The following is a 15,340-nucleotide window of genomic DNA, read 5'->3' as shown; positions in this document are numbered from 1 at the left end:
CCGTTTTTTATTTTTTATATGTCCTCGGATTCATCCCCAGAAGACAAAAAATTTCATAAGTAATGGTCTGCCACCATCCGGCTAAATCTTCGGCACTGATGTGCCCTTCACCTTCCCCGCCAAGCAGGTAGGCTGTATCACCGAATTTAACACCTTCAATGTGGCTGACGTCCACGATGCAAAGCTGCATGCATACCCTGCCCAGAATTTTGGCCCGCTTTCCATGAATACAGACCTCTCCGGTACTGGAAAGTCCACGGCTGTATCCATCAGCGTATCCGGCACAGACAATGGCAACCGTCATGTCCCGATCTGCAGTGTAGGTACAGCCGTAACTGATAGCCTGACCTTTTTTAAGCTCCCGCACAGCCGCAATATTGGTCCGCACCTGCATCGCAGGTTTCAGGTCGCGACCGGATTCACTCCACTCAGTTCCCAACAACGGGTTGGAACCGTAAAGGGCAATCCCGCCGCGCTGGGCAGAATAATGAACCTGATCATGAACCAGAATCCCGGCAGAGTTGGCAAGAGACGCTTCCAGCTCATATCCGGCATCTGCAAGACGCTTTAAAATACCGGAAAAGGTCTCCGCCTGCGCAGACATATACCCCTCGTATGCCGGATCATCAGAAGTGGCAAGGTGCGAGCTTGCCAGTACCGGACAGATTTGAGGATTAATTTTCAGCCACTCAATCAGCTTATCCAGCTCATTGACACTGAACCCGAGCCGGGACATTCCAGTATCAAATTTCAAACTGATTTCGACTTTACGGCCCTGCGCAGAAACAACTGCGGAAAGCATTTCCAGTTGTTCAAATTCACCGATAAACGGAATGATCTTGTTCTGCGCCGCATTGAAGCAATCTTCTTCATTAAGCGGACCGAGCAACGAAATGATACGCTTGCTGCAACCGCTTTTGCGAAGTTGCATGCCTTCACCAACGGTGCCGACAGCGAAAGTATCCGCCCCTTCTTCTTCCAGAGCACGGGCAACTTCTATAAGGCCGTGCCCGTACGCATCAGCCTTGACCACGCCGTACACCCTGCTTCCTTTATCTCTAAGCAATCGATAATTATGGCGAATGGCATTTAAATCTACTTCAACTTCAAGTGTATTATATCCGATAGTCATTGGAGAGCTCCGGTTGAGATTGAGACTGGCTATTTGCGTTTGAAAAGTTTCTCCATTTCCAGCGCGGACCAACTGATCAGCACAGGACGACCATGAGGGCAGTATTCCCGTTGCGGGCATTTAACCCATGCTTCAAGCAAAGAAAGAGCCTCGTTGACTGCCAGCGGCAGGTTTGCCTTGATTGCTGATTTGCAGGAAAGCATGATCCAGAGATCATCCAAAGTCTTGGCCTGTCCGTCCACTGCTGCTTTTAAGTACTCCCTTGCTTCACCGGTTTCAAGTGCCGGAGGGATACCGCGCATGGAAAGAGTTTGCCCGGACTCCAATTCCAGCATGAATCCCGCCGCCAGCAGGTCCTCCCACATTTCCTGTACCCGCTGAACTTCACTGGGATGCAGAACAATATCGATGGGCAATGCCAGCGGACGCGATTCACCACGGGTACGCAGAGACTTCATATTCTCGTAGATCACCCGCTCATGCGCTGCGTGCTGATCCAGAAGACCGAGAGAACCGTTCGGGAGCTTCAGTACCAGATAAGTATCCGCAACCTGCCCCAGATACTCAATACGCGAACCGGGAACATAAATCGGACCGGCTGCAAATGATTCGTATTCCAGCGGTTCGGGCACAGAAAGCGGAGTTTCCTGCGCCTTATAATCCACGGTTTGTTCATGAACCATGTTCGGTTCTGGTCGGGATTCAGTAACAGGAGGAGATATAAAATCAGACTTAGGTAAAGCTGAACCCACTTCAGGTTCATCTTCCAAGGCTGTGAAATCTGTATTCTTAAATTCGTTCCAGCTGGAAAATTTTGCTGCCGGCTCAATGGGAAGTGAGACACTTTCCGATAACGTCTTTTCGCGAACAGTGGGACGGACCGGCATTTCAGGCTGACTTTGCATAGGGACACCTTCATCCATAATGCCAAGCTCATAGCGAGAAAGAGCCTGCCCGATGCCATTGCGAATAATGCTGAAAACCGCACTTTCTTCCTGAAAACGGACTTCCATCTTTGCCGGATGCACGTTCACATCCACCAGTTCCGGGGGCAATTCCAGAAAGAGTACTGCCTGCGGATATTCACGTGAAATCAAACGCCCTTTGTAGGCGCCACGAATGGCACTGAGCAACAGCTTATCCTGAACCGGACGACCATTGACAAACATAACAATGCGATCACCGCGACCTTGAGCCAGACCGGGGATACCTGCGCAGCCATGCACTTTCATTTCCCCGGCTTCATGGGAAAATTCAAGCAGGGATTCACAAATATTGCGCGGCCAGAACACGGACAAACGCTCCGGCAAAGACTGTCCTGCCGGAAGCCGAAACTGTTCACGCCCGTTGGAAGTAAAAGTGAATCCAGCATCTACATTGGCTAATGCAATCTTAAACATTACCTGATTGCAGCGGCGCGCTTCGGTGCTCTCTGTTTTCAAAAATTTCAAACGGGCCGGGACATTGAAAAACAGGTCTCTAACTTCTACCGAAGTACCTCCGGGAATAGCAGCCGGGCCCTCATCAATTACATCCCCGCCCTCAACATGGATAAACCATCCTTCATCAGCACCTTTACGGCAGGAGCTCATCTTAAAGCGCGAAACAGAGGCAATACTGGGCAAAGCTTCACCGCGGAAGCCGAAGCTGGTGATAGCGGTCAAATCTTCAACATTTGAAATTTTGCTGGTGGCATGACGGGTAACAGCCAGCTTTAGCTCTTCAGCTGCCACACCGCGGCCATTATCCTTCACGGAAATAAAGCCCTGCCCACCGCGCTCAACAGCAACATCAACCTGTGTACTGCCCGCATCGATAGAGTTCTCCACCAGTTCCTTAACTACGCTTGAGGGCCGTTCCACAACTTCACCCGCAGCGATCTGGTTGCGCAAAGAAGCTGGAAGGACATGAATTTCAGGAGTGCTCATAATGATATATCTATCTGGTATTTTTATTTATCTATGTAAGTCAAAATTTATAATTCTGAGATTACAATAAGCAAGGCCCCCCGTCTACACATCAGTAGACGGGGGGCCCGGTAAGTTTTGTCGAAAATATAGACTAGAATCCGCCCATATCGATGAGGTTAAAGTTCACGCCGTAACGTTCATCAACAGTGGTCTTGGAAGCAACGAAATCCAAGGAAAAGCACTGATGACTCCAACCAATGGTTGCGGTTTTCTCAAGGTCGCGATCAGAATTAAGATCAGTTCTGAATTTACCGCCGATCCGCAGATTCCAAGGCAGCTTGGCTTTCATACCGTAGCTGATGATCTGCATATCTGTGTCCTGCTGGCGTTTATATTCATCAATCTTGCGCAGGTAATCGTACCCGAGAGAGAATTCCGCATATTCATCATAAAAGAGCTTCAGAATATTTTCATGCTCGGTGACATCACCCAGATATGGGGAAAGCCATGTTCTGGAAGTAAGGTTTACGAAATTATAGGGAGTAACAATAATCTCGGCCATGAAGTCAGAGAAGGGACGGCGTTCATACTCACTGAGTTCTATGGAACGGTTTTCTTCGTCAATGTCATAGCCCTGTTCCAGGCGAACCCGCAGGAACTCAAGATAGTCATTTTCAAGAACCGGATTACCGTCAGCATCCATAACCACTGTTGCGCGGTTGCGGTCAAAAACGTTGGTCAGAGAGAATACAACATCGTTCTGCTCAGAAATGCGGTCACGGGAATCAAAGTAAGGCAACTTGGTCTGTGACGCAGAGTCATCCTGAACCCATGAATATTCCAAACGCGGAATCACATTATGTTTCATGCGGGTCCAGCCGGACTGTCCGACGTTTTCCTCGGTGACAACAGGAGCGGACTCCAGATCAAATACGCGATAAAAATCTGTAGCCGCACTGATTCCGGCATCAGCCAGCAAGCGGAACTGAGTAGAATCGTGACTGCCTTCAGAAGTAGAATTCTGGAAAGAAGTTCCCAGATAGTTGGTGGCCCTTACACCTGCATAAGGAATAAAGGTAATTCCACCGGCACGCACAGGCATGCTGAATGAAGGCTTGATGTCGATACGTCCACCGGTTGTGCCGTATTCGCGCCAGAAATAACTTGATTGAAATTCACCTTCCCACTCGATGGGAGTCCCGAAGAAATTATTCTTGAATGCGTAAGCGGAAAGCTGCGGCATTGTCTGAAGAGTCGGGTCCTTGGTGGAAGGAGCGTTATCATTACGGTAAAGCAGGTTTTCCGTGTACTGCGCCATTGCCGAAACAGAGTAATTATCCCAGCTTCTGGCGATAAGGGCGGTACTGGTTCTTTCATTGGCATCGGCGGTGGCTATGTCACGCCCGAATTCATCAAGAAAGGAATCACGGGTAGCTTCATAACCATTGGAGCCGGAACGAAATTCGCGCAGATAATCCTGATCGGATACGAGGTCCATATCAAAGATGGTCTGCCAGTCAGGATTACCGAGATATCCGTTGTATTTAGATCTGATCCACCAGCGGTTCTGGTTGGGCCTGATCATGCTGTCACTGAAGGAATAACTTGCGTCATTGGCGTTGTTGTAGCTTTTACTGTCGTACAACCAGTCAGCACGCCATGATCCTTTGGTATTTACATCTTCAGAATGACGGAATTCCACACCGGGCCTGAAACCACGTTTGCTCAGGTATTCCGGATAGAAAGTCATGTCCATTTCATCATTGATAGCCCAGTAAAACGGCAGGTTGAACCTGTTTCCGAGACGGTTTGAGTTACCGATTTCAGGATCAAGGATACCGGACTGGCGCTCACGCTGAACCGGAAGTTCCATGTAAGGAGTGTACATAACCGGGACACCCTTAACTTTGAACTTGGAGTGCCAGAGGCGGGCATAACCGTTGATGGTGATATCACCCTCACCGGATTCAAATGACCAAAGAGGATTCTCACCCTCACAAGCGGTCACTTTTACATCCTTGAAGCTGTAAGTGGCTCCGTTATGCTTTTCAATGAATTCACTTTCAAAATAAACATGGGGCTTGGCAACAAAAACGCGGCCTTTTTTCAGCCATCCGACCATATTGTTCAGGTCGAATTCAGCTTCAGCCGCATCGTAAAAGTCGCCCTTGATCTGCGCTTTCACATTACCACGCAGATAAATCCACTTGGTAGCCTGATAAAAACGGGCAAAATCAGCCTTGATGTAGTTATCACCACTACGAAGGGTTACATCCCCGTAAGCCTGAAGGTATTCGCTGTCGCTTTCCACAACAAGTTTATCTGCGGCAAACTTCCACTGCTCACCCTTCTGCTCCACGCCATTATTATCGGTCATGGGCACGGTCATCTGTTGCTGTGCCATTGAAGCGCACGGCAGACAAAGGAGAAGTAAAACTACAAAGATGACGAACCTGGATTTCAAAACAACCTGCCCTTTAATATTCAAACTGTCCCGGCTAACCGGATTAACAATTAACTCTTGAGATAAGGATCTTCCTGAGCCAGATAATTCTGCACATAATCTTTCGCCGCATCTTCCAGCGAAGTAAACGGCTTATCATAGCCAGCTTCCACCAGCTTGCTCATATTGGCCTGAGTGAAATACTGGTACTTGTCACGAATTGTTTCCGGCATCTCGATGTAGCTGATGTTCGGTTCAACATCCATCGCGGCGAAAACAGAACGTGCAAGTTCATTCCATTCGCGAGCCTGACCGGTACCGATATTGAAGATACCGTTAGCCTGCGGGTTCTGCAGGAACCACCACATAACGTCAACGCAATCTTTAATATAAACAAAGTCGCGCTTCTGGCCGCCGTGGGGATATTCCGGCTTGTAGGATTTGAAAAGCTTCATCTCTTCGGTTTCACCTATCTGGTGAAAAGCCTTGCAGATAACACTCTTCATATCGTCTTTATGGTATTCGTTAGGTCCGAATACATTGAAAAATTTGAGGCTGACCAGCTTATCCAGCACTCCGCCGCGCTTGGCCCAAAGGTCGAAAAGCTGTTTGGAGTACCCGTACATGTTCATAGGTTTGAGACGATCAATGCCTTCATGGTCGTCATCAAATCCGAACTGTCCGTCACCGTAGGTGGCGGCGCTGGAAGCATTGATAAAACGCACGTCATGCTGGAGGCAGAAGCGACAAAGCATCTGGGTATAGCGGTAGTTGTTCTCCATGAGAAAGTCCGCATCCTGTTCCGTGGTTGAAGAACAGGCACCCATGTGGATTACAGCATCAGTTTTAAAGGGATCGTCACCTTCAAGAATGAACTTGAAAAACTGATCCCTGTGAATGTAATCCTCGTAGCGCAGATTGACTAAATTTTTCCATTTATCAGTCTTAGCAAGGTTATCGACAATCAGGATATCGTCGATTCCCATCTGGTTTAATTTCCAAACCATGGCACTGCCGATAAAACCGGCTCCGCCAGTTACAATATACATATATAGTTTCTCCAGCTATTTTAAGCAGATATAAACATCTATTAGCACTATCACACAATACAAGTTGCCGGATGTTACTTATTTTTCTGACACTTTTCAACTACATTTAAGTTAAAAGACCTTATTTACACAAATACAAACGCAATAAATTTCTCTTAACATCAGCTGATGCACAAAAAGCTCAGTTTTTAAACAAAAGACAACTTAGATATAGATGAAGTTATGTTGTACACATCAATTTAAAACATATTTAAACATCCACCGTTCCATCTTTAGCACAATTCAACTTTATACTTCTTGTTTTTAATCTTGCTTAATTGTATTTTAATGTTATCGTTATTTAACCACAAACATTTATTATGATTATTTCTAGACTTTATTTACATACGAAGCTTACTTATCCAAGCTGACTTAGACCTCAACATTAAACTAACATGAGAAGTCAAAGGATTGTCATGAAATACTCTGTAAAAGAAATCCTCCATCTTGAAGTTTCCCCTGCACTGGGCTGCACCGAACCTGTCGCAATAGCTCTTGCCACTGCTGCTGCAGCTTCAGTAATTCCGGACAAAAGACCGGATAAAATCGAAGTCTGGGTTGACCCGAATATCTACAAAAACGGACTGGCTGTAATCATCCCCGGAACTGGCGGATTAAACGGACTGGATACCGCAGCAGCTTTGGGCGCACTTTATGGCGATCCGGCACTCGGACTTGAAGTTCTTGAACCCCTTGACGAAGAAAGCGCCAAAGAAGCCTGCAAATACAAAGACAAAAATCCTGTAACAGTGAATCTGCTTGAGAACAGGCATGGCATCTATGTCCGCGCTCTGCTTACCTTCGGTTCCGATCATGTTGAAACAACCATCGAAGGTGTACATGACAACATCATTTCCCTGACCCTCAATGGAGAACCTGTAAAGGACTCTACTCTGGTCAAAAAACAGCAGGCACAAAAGGCGGATGTTTCCAAACTTGAGGATTTCATCAAGACTCTGTCCCTCGACGACCTCGTAGACATGATCAACGATCTCGACGAGCAGGATTTCACATTCCTTAAAGAAGGAATCACTTACAACATGCGCCTTGCTGATTACGGACTCAAACACGGTTCTGGTCTGGCAGTAGGGGCTACCTTTGAAAAGCTGGCCCGCATGAAAATCCTTAACAGAGATATGATTCTTGCCGCCCGAACCATAACTTCAGCTGCATCTGATGCTCGTATGGGAGGCATCAAACTCCCGGCAATGAGTTCAGGCGGATCGGGAAACCACGGCCTGACCGCAATTCTGCCCATTTATGCTGTAAGTGAATTCGTGGATTGCTCCGAGAAAACCATGCTGGAGGCCATTGCTCTCAGTCACCTTGTAACCGCATATGTAAAAGCCCAGACAGGAAGGTTATCCGCTGTATGCGGATGCTCTGTCGCAGCAGGAGCAGGAGCCACCGCCGGGATCACCTATCTCATGGGCGGAACCCCGCCTCAAATGGCGGGAGCCATCACAAACCTCACCGAGGATCTTGCAGGAATTATCTGTGACGGGGCCAAATGCGGATGTGCTTTAAAACTGGCGACTGCGGCCGGAACAGCGGTTCAAGCCGCCCTTTTTGCCATTCATGGAGTAAATGTACATTCCACAGACGGTATTATCGGCAGCTCACCAGAGCAGACCATGCAAAACATAGGCACCTTGAGCACACAGGGCATGATCGACACCGACAGAACCATTCTTAAAATCATGCTTGAAAAACACTTCGCGGGAACTGAAAAATTAAAAAGACCATAAAAATAATACAAAACTATTGATTAAGACCAGCCAATGCCTTAATTTTGAGAGAGTATAAATTCTAACTAAAACCGTTAACCAACATACCGGAGGACTTTCATAATGTTCAAAAGAAAAGTTTCATTAATCCTGACTGTTGCCTTAGCCGCTCTTCTGGCCTTCGGCTCCATGGCCTCTGCTGAGTCCAGAATCGTTCTTAAACCCAAAGTCGATGCTTTCGCATATTTTGTTGATACTTCACCATCTATGTCTCAGACATATGATTCCACCGGCAATCCCAAAATTATTGCCGGACTCAACGCTCTGAAGAGACTCAACAATGTTGTTCCCGAGCTGGGCTACGACTCTGCTCTTTACGCAATGCCCGACTTTGCAACATATTCCCCTAAGTCCATGTTCACCAGAGCAGCTATGGCTAAAGGAATCGCATCCGTTCCCAGTGACCTGCCTTTCTTCCAGTCCACCCCGATTGGAACCGGATTTTCCGACCTTAACGGCGTTGTTAAAAACTGGGGCGGCAAATTCGCAGTGATTTTTGTTTCCGACGGCCTGACCAACTCCGGCCGCAACCCTGCGCTTGTAGTCTCCGATATGGCAAAGACTTACGGCGACCGTTTCTGCCTGCACATCATCAGTGTAGCCGACACCGCACGCGGTAAAGCTAACCTGAAGCGTCTCGCAAGCCTCACTCCTTGCGGCGTTTATGTTGATGCTAGTGCCCTTGCTGATAAAGCAGTTCTGGATAAGTTCGCACAGGACGTCTTCTATACTCAGGAAGAAGAACTGATCGTTGAAGTTGTTGAAGAAGTTGTAGTTCCGGTTGTTCCGGTTCAGGAAAAAATCGTTTTCCGTAATTTCAACTTCGGTTTCGACAAATACCAGATCACTGATGAAATGGTTCCGGCACTGACTGAAGCTGCAACCATGCTTGAAGAATTCCCGAACCTTAAGGTTCTGGTCGGCGGTCACACTGACTCCTCCGGCTCCGAAGCATACAACCAGGGCCTCTCCGAGCGCAGAGCCAAATCTGTTGCAGACTGGCTTGCAGCCAACGGTATTGCTCCTAAGCGTCTGGAAGTTAAGGGGTACGGCGAAATGAATCCCAAGTACGACAACAAGACTAAAGAAGGACGCAAGCTTAACCGCCGCGTTGAAATCGACGTAGAAGACTAAAAGCCGCATAAGCATTAAAAGAGGGTGGAAAGATTTATCTTTCCACCCTTTTCGCAATTTGGAGAACCCCATGAGACTTGCCAGTAAAATTTTAACATCTGTTTTTATCACTATGCTGCTTTGCTCAGCAGCATACGGCTCACAGCCCGGCACCAAGGAAGAACTGGATACCTTTACAAATTTCGCCATAGGCTGGGTTGTCAAGCTGAACAAAAGCCACATCAAAGGCTTCAGTCGTATGGAAGTTTTACTCCAAAAAGACGGGACCTACCTCGCCAGATACCACGCGATTTCACCCGATACCATCACCTGCAAAGTTAAAAAGACCAGCAAAAAAAGCAAAGGAATGGTCGGCCTGCTCAAGTACATAGAAACAATCTATGAAAGCACCGGTAAAACCCCTCAGGAAGCGCGGGCAAATAAGTTTAAACCCGTGAAGAATATTAGAATTACGGAAATTTTCAGTAATGCAGGTAAGGGCTGGAGATAGAGATAGCCTCATCAGAATATGTTAAAAAAAAGGCCAAGTCATTAAACTATTTTGACTTGCTGTATACCTATGATCCTAAAACAAAAAGTATATAGCGCCACGGTTTCTTCAGCGGCAACAATAACTGTGCCCGCAAAGCCGTATTTACCAAAAGAAACTACATAAAATTATACAAAAGACTTTGCTCTCCTTTGACTTTGTACCGCGAACCTCCCACACATTGGAAGACACAACAGCATATTTACCCCAATATAAAAAAGGCTTACCATGGCTGACAAAATCCAGTGCTCAAAAACATAACAGTTTTAGTAGTATTAAAAATATACGAGCGCTTGATATTTAGATTACTTACGGTTAGGTTCCCTCTGAAATTTTCTATACTTTTGGAGCGTACCATGGAAGACAGTTATAGTGATGAGTTTTATCTTGGCCAAGCAGACGCAAGTGCCCTTTCTGCACAGCGTGTGATTCCTATTTTATTGTCGCTTTTCCCTGACTTAAAAAGTGCAATTGACGCCGGGTGCGGAGTGGGAACATGGCTTTCCATTTGCGCCGAGAATGGCTTTACCGAGGTATTGGGACTGGATGGAGATTATGTAAACAAAAAGTTACTGCGTATCCCTGCGGATTCTTTTATACCTTCTGACCTGTCTTCTGACTTTGCATCCAAAATAAACAAAAAATATGACCTCGCAATCAGTCTAGAAGTTGCTGAACATCTGGAAGCAGACAAGGCTGATTATTTTGTCGATGCCCTAACATCTTTTTCTGATGTAATTCTGTTTTCCGCAGCAGTGCCGTATCAAGGCGGAGTTTCTCATGTAAATGAGCAATGGCCTGAATATTGGGCGGAAAAATTCAAGCGAAAGGGATACTTCCCCTTGGATATTATACGTCCTTTAGTTTGGGATGATGCTTTAGTTGTTGATCACTACAGACAAAACATCTTTGTTTTTACCACTAAAGAAATAATCGATTCCTTATTCGATGATTACGACTTCGATACTAAATTGAACTTGAAAGTGACGCACCCTGAACTTTTGCTGACATTATATAAGCGTGGAAACGAGCTTAACCAGTTGGCTCGGATAGCAAAATCTGCCAGCCACCTCTTATCCAGTTTCATACCGTCCAAAAGTAAACGTAAAAATTTCAGGAGAAAGTGCTACTCAAAGATAAGTCAATCTCTTTATCCATCGCACACTAAAAAACCTGCTCTTTATCCGGCATCAGCCAAAAACAAGGTTTCAATTCCATATTCTGCCTAAGCATTTAACTATAGAGATTAACTAATCTTTCATTACCTGCTTTTCTAATATATCTTCTGTAAATTACTAGTAATAATTCAAAGGTGGCAACTCATATAAGAGTTGTCACCTTTTATTTGATATCTATGCGTGTTACGAAGTCATTCCATGACAATAATTACGAAGTCCACCTTCAAGATTAAATTACCGGCCCCCTATACGATAAAGAACTTGATAGGCCTTTATTCTTCTATTAAGAACCTGTAAAAAACAAGAGGCGGGGCTTACAACTAATTAATTCTTAAGCCTAAGCACATGTAATTTTAGTATTTCGATTCACAATGAACTATAATAAAATAAAAAACTTTTCTATTAACACCATTTTAATTCTTGTCAGCATACTAGTCTGCTGCTGGTTAATTGATAAATTTGTTTTTAACGGCATATTATCGAACCTCCCTCTCAACAGACATGAATTTGTTGAGCGTCCGCTAAGAGTCTTTGCACAATCTTCGAAAAAGGATCTTATTCCTCAAAATGATTACATTGGAATAATTGGAGATTCTTATGCTCAGGGTAAAGGAGACTGGTTACTGGAGGCTGATAAGACCAAGAATTCACCGTTTAACGCTGCACACATCCTCCACGATTTAAGTGGTTATGATGTTGTTAGCTTCGGACGTTCAGGAGCGGACAACCCTAAAGCTGTTGCCCAGTTCGTAGATACTTTGGATTATGCCTCGCACTTTTCCGGGCTACCTCTTTCTGCACCGAAACAATGCCTTGTCTATTTCTACGCTGGAAATGATCTTCGAGATAACATGACCAGAATGGAAGTCAGCTACAAAGGTTATGATATTTCTAAAGTTAATGATCCAGAATACTTTCAAAATTTTCTCGCTTCTTTTGTAGAAAGTGAAAAATCATACAGCATTGTGAAATGGTCACCTTCACTTACTTATATGACTAGAATTCTGTTTGCAAAAATAAACAGTGCTGCAGCTTCTTTCGCAGGAGCAAAAAGTGAAGACAATTCAAAACATGACTGGCCTTACCAAGATGCAAATATAATTAAACTCACTGACACTACAGTAAAACCAAATTTTCCGCGTCTTGACATGTTAACCTTAAACTTAACTCAGAATGAAATTAAACTTGGATTATATATATTTGAGCAATCTTTAATATTCTTGAAAAACAATTACCCGGACACCATTTTCTATGTAGTATACGTTCCTTCTGTTCTGGAGTGCTATGAATATGAATCTGATTTGGTGATTGGCGACAGGACCGGTAATAAAGTTAATGTAGATGAAGCTATGAGAATTGCTCAACAGGTTGAAAATTCTGTGCAAGAAATTGCGCAAAACCAAAACCTTCTTTATTTCGATACGCTTCCTTATCTAAGAAAAGCAGCAAAACATGAAATGCTGCACGGACCAGTAGATGTGGGCCACTTAAATCAGAAAGGTTACACTGTACTAGGTGAAGCCTTGAATAAATTCATTGCTGAAATTAATGCGTCCGGTAATATCCGCAAACAATAGTTTTTGATTAAATTTTGGAGATAAATATGAGCGAGCCCAATAAAATAATAGTAGGCAAAAAAGAAGCATCAGACACCGGAATGGCAATGGTACTAATTTGCCTAATTGTCGGCTTTGTCTACAAAGACTGGAACTGGATTTTTGGGGCAGGCGGCCTTCTTATCGTGAACATGACATGGAGTATGGCCTTTAAGTACCCCGCAAAACTTTGGCTTACCTTCTCTCAATTACTGGGAAGCTTTATGTCTAAAGTAATTTTAACTCTTGTTTTTTTTGTTGTGGTGACTCCCTTAGCTATTCTTAGACGTCTTTTTGGACATGATCCGATGCTGTTGAAAAAATGGAAAGCAAAGGACGAATCCGCTTTTGTCACCAGAAACCATAAATATAATTCAGAAGAAATTGAAGATCCCTTTTAGTCCTACTGACTAATAGCGATAATATTCAGGAGATAATATGAACTTTTTAAAAGACCTTTTCGGATTTTTTTCTAAACGTAAGAAATTTTGGTTGATTCCTATCATTGTTACCCTACTCCTTTTTGGGTCACTGGTTGTCCTTACAAGTGGTTCGGCTATCGCCCCATTTATTTATACTGTTTTCTAAGGCTCCACTATGCACGAAGTAATACTCGGAATATCAGCCTACTACCATGATTCTGCTGCCGTAATCATGGTTGATGGGGAAATAGTTGCAGCAGCTCAGGAAGAGCGGTTTACGCGCATTAAGCATGATGAATCATTTCCTATAAATGCTATTAAATACGTTCTTGAAGAATCCGGTTATAGCCTTTCTGAGGTTAAAGCTGTCGCATTTTACGACAAACCACTTCTCAAGTTCGAAAGATTGCTTGAAACCTACAATGGTTTTGCACCTACGGGCCTTAAAAGTTTTGTTTCTGCAATTCCAGTATGGATTAAAGAAAAACTCTTTATGCGCCGGATGATCAACGAAGAACTTGCTAAAATCGGCCCAACTTCAGCCAAATTACTCTTCCCTGAGCACCATTTGTCTCACGGAGCCAGTGCCTTTTACCCTTCTCCATTTCAGGAAGCAGCAATTCTCACCGTTGACGGAGTTGGAGAATGGGCAACGACCACAATCAGTAAGGGTGAAGGCAACGATATCACAGTACTGAAAGAACTTCAGTTCCCTCACTCTGTAGGACTTTTCTATTCAGCTGCAACAGCTTTCTGCGGATTTAAAGTCAATTCAGGTGAGTATAAACTGATGGGACTGGCCCCATACGGGAACTCCCAGAGCCCGAAGATCAAAGAGTGGAAAAAAGCCATCTTTGATAATCTGGTAGACCTTAAGTCCGATGGCTCCCTACTGTTGAATATGGATTATTTCAGTTACGCCACAGAGCTGACCATGTTCAAAAAAGCTAAATGGGAAGCTTTATTTGGAATCCCTGCCCGTGAGCCGGAAACTGAAATCCAACAGGAATATATGGACCTCGCTTATGCCGTCCAGGAAGCTACCGAAGAGATTGTGTTTGCCCTTGCCAAGGCAGCCAAAAAGCTTACCAACTCTCGAAACCTTGTTATGGCTGGCGGGGTTGCGCTTAACTGCGTTGCAAACGGTAAATTAATTCGCAGCAAAATATTCGATAAAATCTGGATTCAGCCTGCATCAGGTGATGCTGGAGGCTCTCTGGGAGCGGCCTTAGCTGCGCATCACATCTGGCTCGGAAATAAACGAGTAGCGAATCCTGACGACTCTATGCGCGGCGCCTATCTTGGACCTGAGTTTTCAGAGCAAGACATATTGCGCATGGCTAAACGTCAGAAAGCTCCATTCCACAAACATGATTCGTTTAAAGAGCTGTGCTCCAAAGTGACTGACCTCATGACCGAAGGCAAAGCTATCGGGTGGTTTCAGGGACGCATGGAATTCGGCCCCAGAGCCCTCGGTGGACGTTCAATTATCGGTGACCCCCGCCACCCTGAAATGCAGAAAAAGCTTAATCTGAAAATTAAATTCAGAGAAGGTTTCAGGCCATTTGCGCCTTCTGTTTTAGAAGAGCAGGTTTCACGATACTTTGAGATGGAAGGAGATTCTCCCTACATGCTGGTAGTTGCACCCGTTGTTGAGGATATGCGTAAGCCTATCCCCGACAATTATCATGAAATGCCCATGTATGAACGTCTTTATCAGGAACGCTCTGATCTTCCAGCTATTACCCATGTTGACTTTTCTGCCCGCGTCCAATCCGTAAGCAAGAAGACCAACCCTCGCTATTGGGAATTGATTAACACATTCAGTGAGAAAGAAGACTGCGGAGTAGTAGTCAACACCAGTTTTAACGTCAGAGGTGAACCTATTGTTTGTACTCCCCATGATGCATATGTTTGCTTCATGAGAACAAACATGGACGCTCTGGTTGTTGGTGATTTCCTCTTTATCAAGGAAGAACAACCCAAATGGGAAGATGGTGTTGATTGGACTAAGCAGTTCGAGCTGGACTAATCGCGATACCAATTCAAGTAACAAAAACCCCTGAAAGTATTTCTTTCAGGGGTTTTTATTTTCTCATACGCCACTATAAAAAAGTCCCCT

Annotated in this window: 12 protein-coding genes; 8 read left to right on the top strand and 4 right to left on the bottom strand. The window is 44.9% G+C overall.

Translation table 11 applies throughout. The features are described from left to right. Positions 1 to 7 precede the first annotated feature (7 nt). The 4 genes from alr to rfaD form a co-directional block, all read right to left on the bottom strand. On the bottom strand, positions 8 to 1,132 hold the full coding sequence (gene alr / locus DESAL_RS03085; RefSeq protein WP_015850501.1) for an alanine racemase: 1,125 nt from the start codon (positions 1,130 to 1,132) through the stop codon (positions 8 to 10). A gap of 29 nt (positions 1,133 to 1,161) precedes the next feature. After that, positions 1,162 to 3,060 carry a DNA mismatch repair endonuclease MutL gene (gene mutL / locus DESAL_RS03080; protein WP_015850500.1) on the bottom strand — a complete coding sequence of 633 codons (1,899 nt, stop codon included), beginning with the start codon at positions 3,058 to 3,060 and terminating at the stop codon, positions 1,162 to 1,164. 133 nt (positions 3,061 to 3,193) lie between these two features. Beyond that, positions 3,194 to 5,446, bottom strand: a complete 2,253-nt coding sequence (locus tag DESAL_RS03075) for an LPS-assembly protein LptD (protein ID WP_015850499.1) — start codon at positions 5,444 to 5,446, stop codon at positions 3,194 to 3,196. A 110-nt stretch (positions 5,447 to 5,556) separates the two neighbouring features. After that, positions 5,557 to 6,534, bottom strand: coding sequence for an ADP-glyceromanno-heptose 6-epimerase (gene rfaD / locus DESAL_RS03070; RefSeq protein ID WP_015850498.1), 978 nt, complete (start codon positions 6,532 to 6,534; stop codon positions 5,557 to 5,559). 455 nt (positions 6,535 to 6,989) lie between these two features. Between rfaD and DESAL_RS03065 the strand changes: the two genes are divergently transcribed. The 8 genes from DESAL_RS03065 to DESAL_RS03035 all read left to right on the top strand — a co-directional run bounded on the left by DESAL_RS03065 (position 6,990) and on the right by DESAL_RS03035 (position 15,250). Beyond that, a complete protein-coding gene (locus tag DESAL_RS03065; protein ID WP_015850497.1) occupies positions 6,990 to 8,321 on the top strand; it encodes an L-cysteine desulfidase family protein in 1,332 nt (443 codons plus the stop codon). A gap of 102 nt (positions 8,322 to 8,423) precedes the next feature. Beyond that, positions 8,424 to 9,494 carry an OmpA family protein gene (locus tag DESAL_RS20590; protein ID WP_015850496.1) on the top strand — a complete coding sequence of 357 codons (1,071 nt, stop codon included), beginning with the start codon at positions 8,424 to 8,426 and terminating at the stop codon, positions 9,492 to 9,494. A 70-nt stretch (positions 9,495 to 9,564) separates the two neighbouring features. Beyond that, positions 9,565 to 9,984 carry a hypothetical protein gene (locus DESAL_RS03055; RefSeq protein WP_015850495.1) on the top strand — a complete coding sequence of 140 codons (420 nt, stop codon included), beginning with the start codon at positions 9,565 to 9,567 and terminating at the stop codon, positions 9,982 to 9,984. A 395-nt stretch (positions 9,985 to 10,379) separates the two neighbouring features. After that, entirely contained in the window at positions 10,380 to 11,252 is an 873-nt protein-coding gene (locus tag DESAL_RS03050) for a class I SAM-dependent methyltransferase (protein WP_015850494.1), read from the top strand. 320 nt (positions 11,253 to 11,572) lie between these two features. Beyond that, positions 11,573 to 12,778, top strand: coding sequence for a hypothetical protein (locus DESAL_RS03045; protein ID WP_015850493.1), 1,206 nt, complete (start codon positions 11,573 to 11,575; stop codon positions 12,776 to 12,778). A gap of 26 nt (positions 12,779 to 12,804) precedes the next feature. Beyond that, positions 12,805 to 13,197, top strand: coding sequence for an SxtJ family membrane protein (locus tag DESAL_RS03040; protein WP_015850492.1), 393 nt, complete (start codon positions 12,805 to 12,807; stop codon positions 13,195 to 13,197). Between the two features lie 37 nt (positions 13,198 to 13,234). Then, positions 13,235 to 13,384 carry a DUF5989 family protein gene (locus tag DESAL_RS20405; RefSeq protein ID WP_015850491.1) on the top strand — a complete coding sequence of 50 codons (150 nt, stop codon included), beginning with the start codon at positions 13,235 to 13,237 and terminating at the stop codon, positions 13,382 to 13,384. A 9-nt stretch (positions 13,385 to 13,393) separates the two neighbouring features. Then, complete coding sequence (locus DESAL_RS03035; RefSeq protein ID WP_015850490.1) at positions 13,394 to 15,250, top strand: carbamoyltransferase family protein; 1,857 nt, start codon at positions 13,394 to 13,396, stop codon at positions 15,248 to 15,250. Positions 15,251 to 15,340 lie beyond the last annotated feature (90 nt).

This window comes from Maridesulfovibrio salexigens DSM 2638 (genome assembly GCF_000023445.1).
Taxonomy (GTDB): Bacteria; Desulfobacterota; Desulfovibrionia; order Desulfovibrionales; family Desulfovibrionaceae; genus Maridesulfovibrio; species Maridesulfovibrio salexigens.
This window is presented reverse-complemented; position numbering and strand designations above follow the sequence as displayed.

What these genes read in the sequence shown, in the direction of transcription:
- alr (WP_015850501.1), bottom strand. Translation starts at nt 1,132, where the DNA reads ATGACTATCGGATATAATACACTTGAAGTTGAAGTAGATTTAAATGCC.
- mutL (WP_015850500.1), bottom strand. Translation starts at nt 3,060, where the DNA reads ATGAGCACTCCTGAAATTCATGTCCTTCCAGCTTCTTTGCGCAACCAG.
- DESAL_RS03075 (WP_015850499.1), bottom strand. Translation starts at nt 5,446, where the DNA reads ATGGCACAGCAACAGATGACCGTGCCCATGACCGATAATAATGGCGTG.
- rfaD (WP_015850498.1), bottom strand. Translation starts at nt 6,534, where the DNA reads ATGTATATTGTAACTGGCGGAGCCGGTTTTATCGGCAGTGCCATGGTT.
- DESAL_RS03065 (WP_015850497.1), top strand. Translation starts at nt 6,990, where the DNA reads ATGAAATACTCTGTAAAAGAAATCCTCCATCTTGAAGTTTCCCCTGCA.
- DESAL_RS20590 (WP_015850496.1), top strand. Translation starts at nt 8,424, where the DNA reads ATGTTCAAAAGAAAAGTTTCATTAATCCTGACTGTTGCCTTAGCCGCT.
- DESAL_RS03055 (WP_015850495.1), top strand. Translation starts at nt 9,565, where the DNA reads ATGAGACTTGCCAGTAAAATTTTAACATCTGTTTTTATCACTATGCTG.
- DESAL_RS03050 (WP_015850494.1), top strand. Translation starts at nt 10,380, where the DNA reads ATGGAAGACAGTTATAGTGATGAGTTTTATCTTGGCCAAGCAGACGCA.
- DESAL_RS03045 (WP_015850493.1), top strand. Translation starts at nt 11,573, where the DNA reads ATGAACTATAATAAAATAAAAAACTTTTCTATTAACACCATTTTAATT.
- DESAL_RS03040 (WP_015850492.1), top strand. Translation starts at nt 12,805, where the DNA reads ATGAGCGAGCCCAATAAAATAATAGTAGGCAAAAAAGAAGCATCAGAC.
- DESAL_RS20405 (WP_015850491.1), top strand. Translation starts at nt 13,235, where the DNA reads ATGAACTTTTTAAAAGACCTTTTCGGATTTTTTTCTAAACGTAAGAAA.
- DESAL_RS03035 (WP_015850490.1), top strand. Translation starts at nt 13,394, where the DNA reads ATGCACGAAGTAATACTCGGAATATCAGCCTACTACCATGATTCTGCT.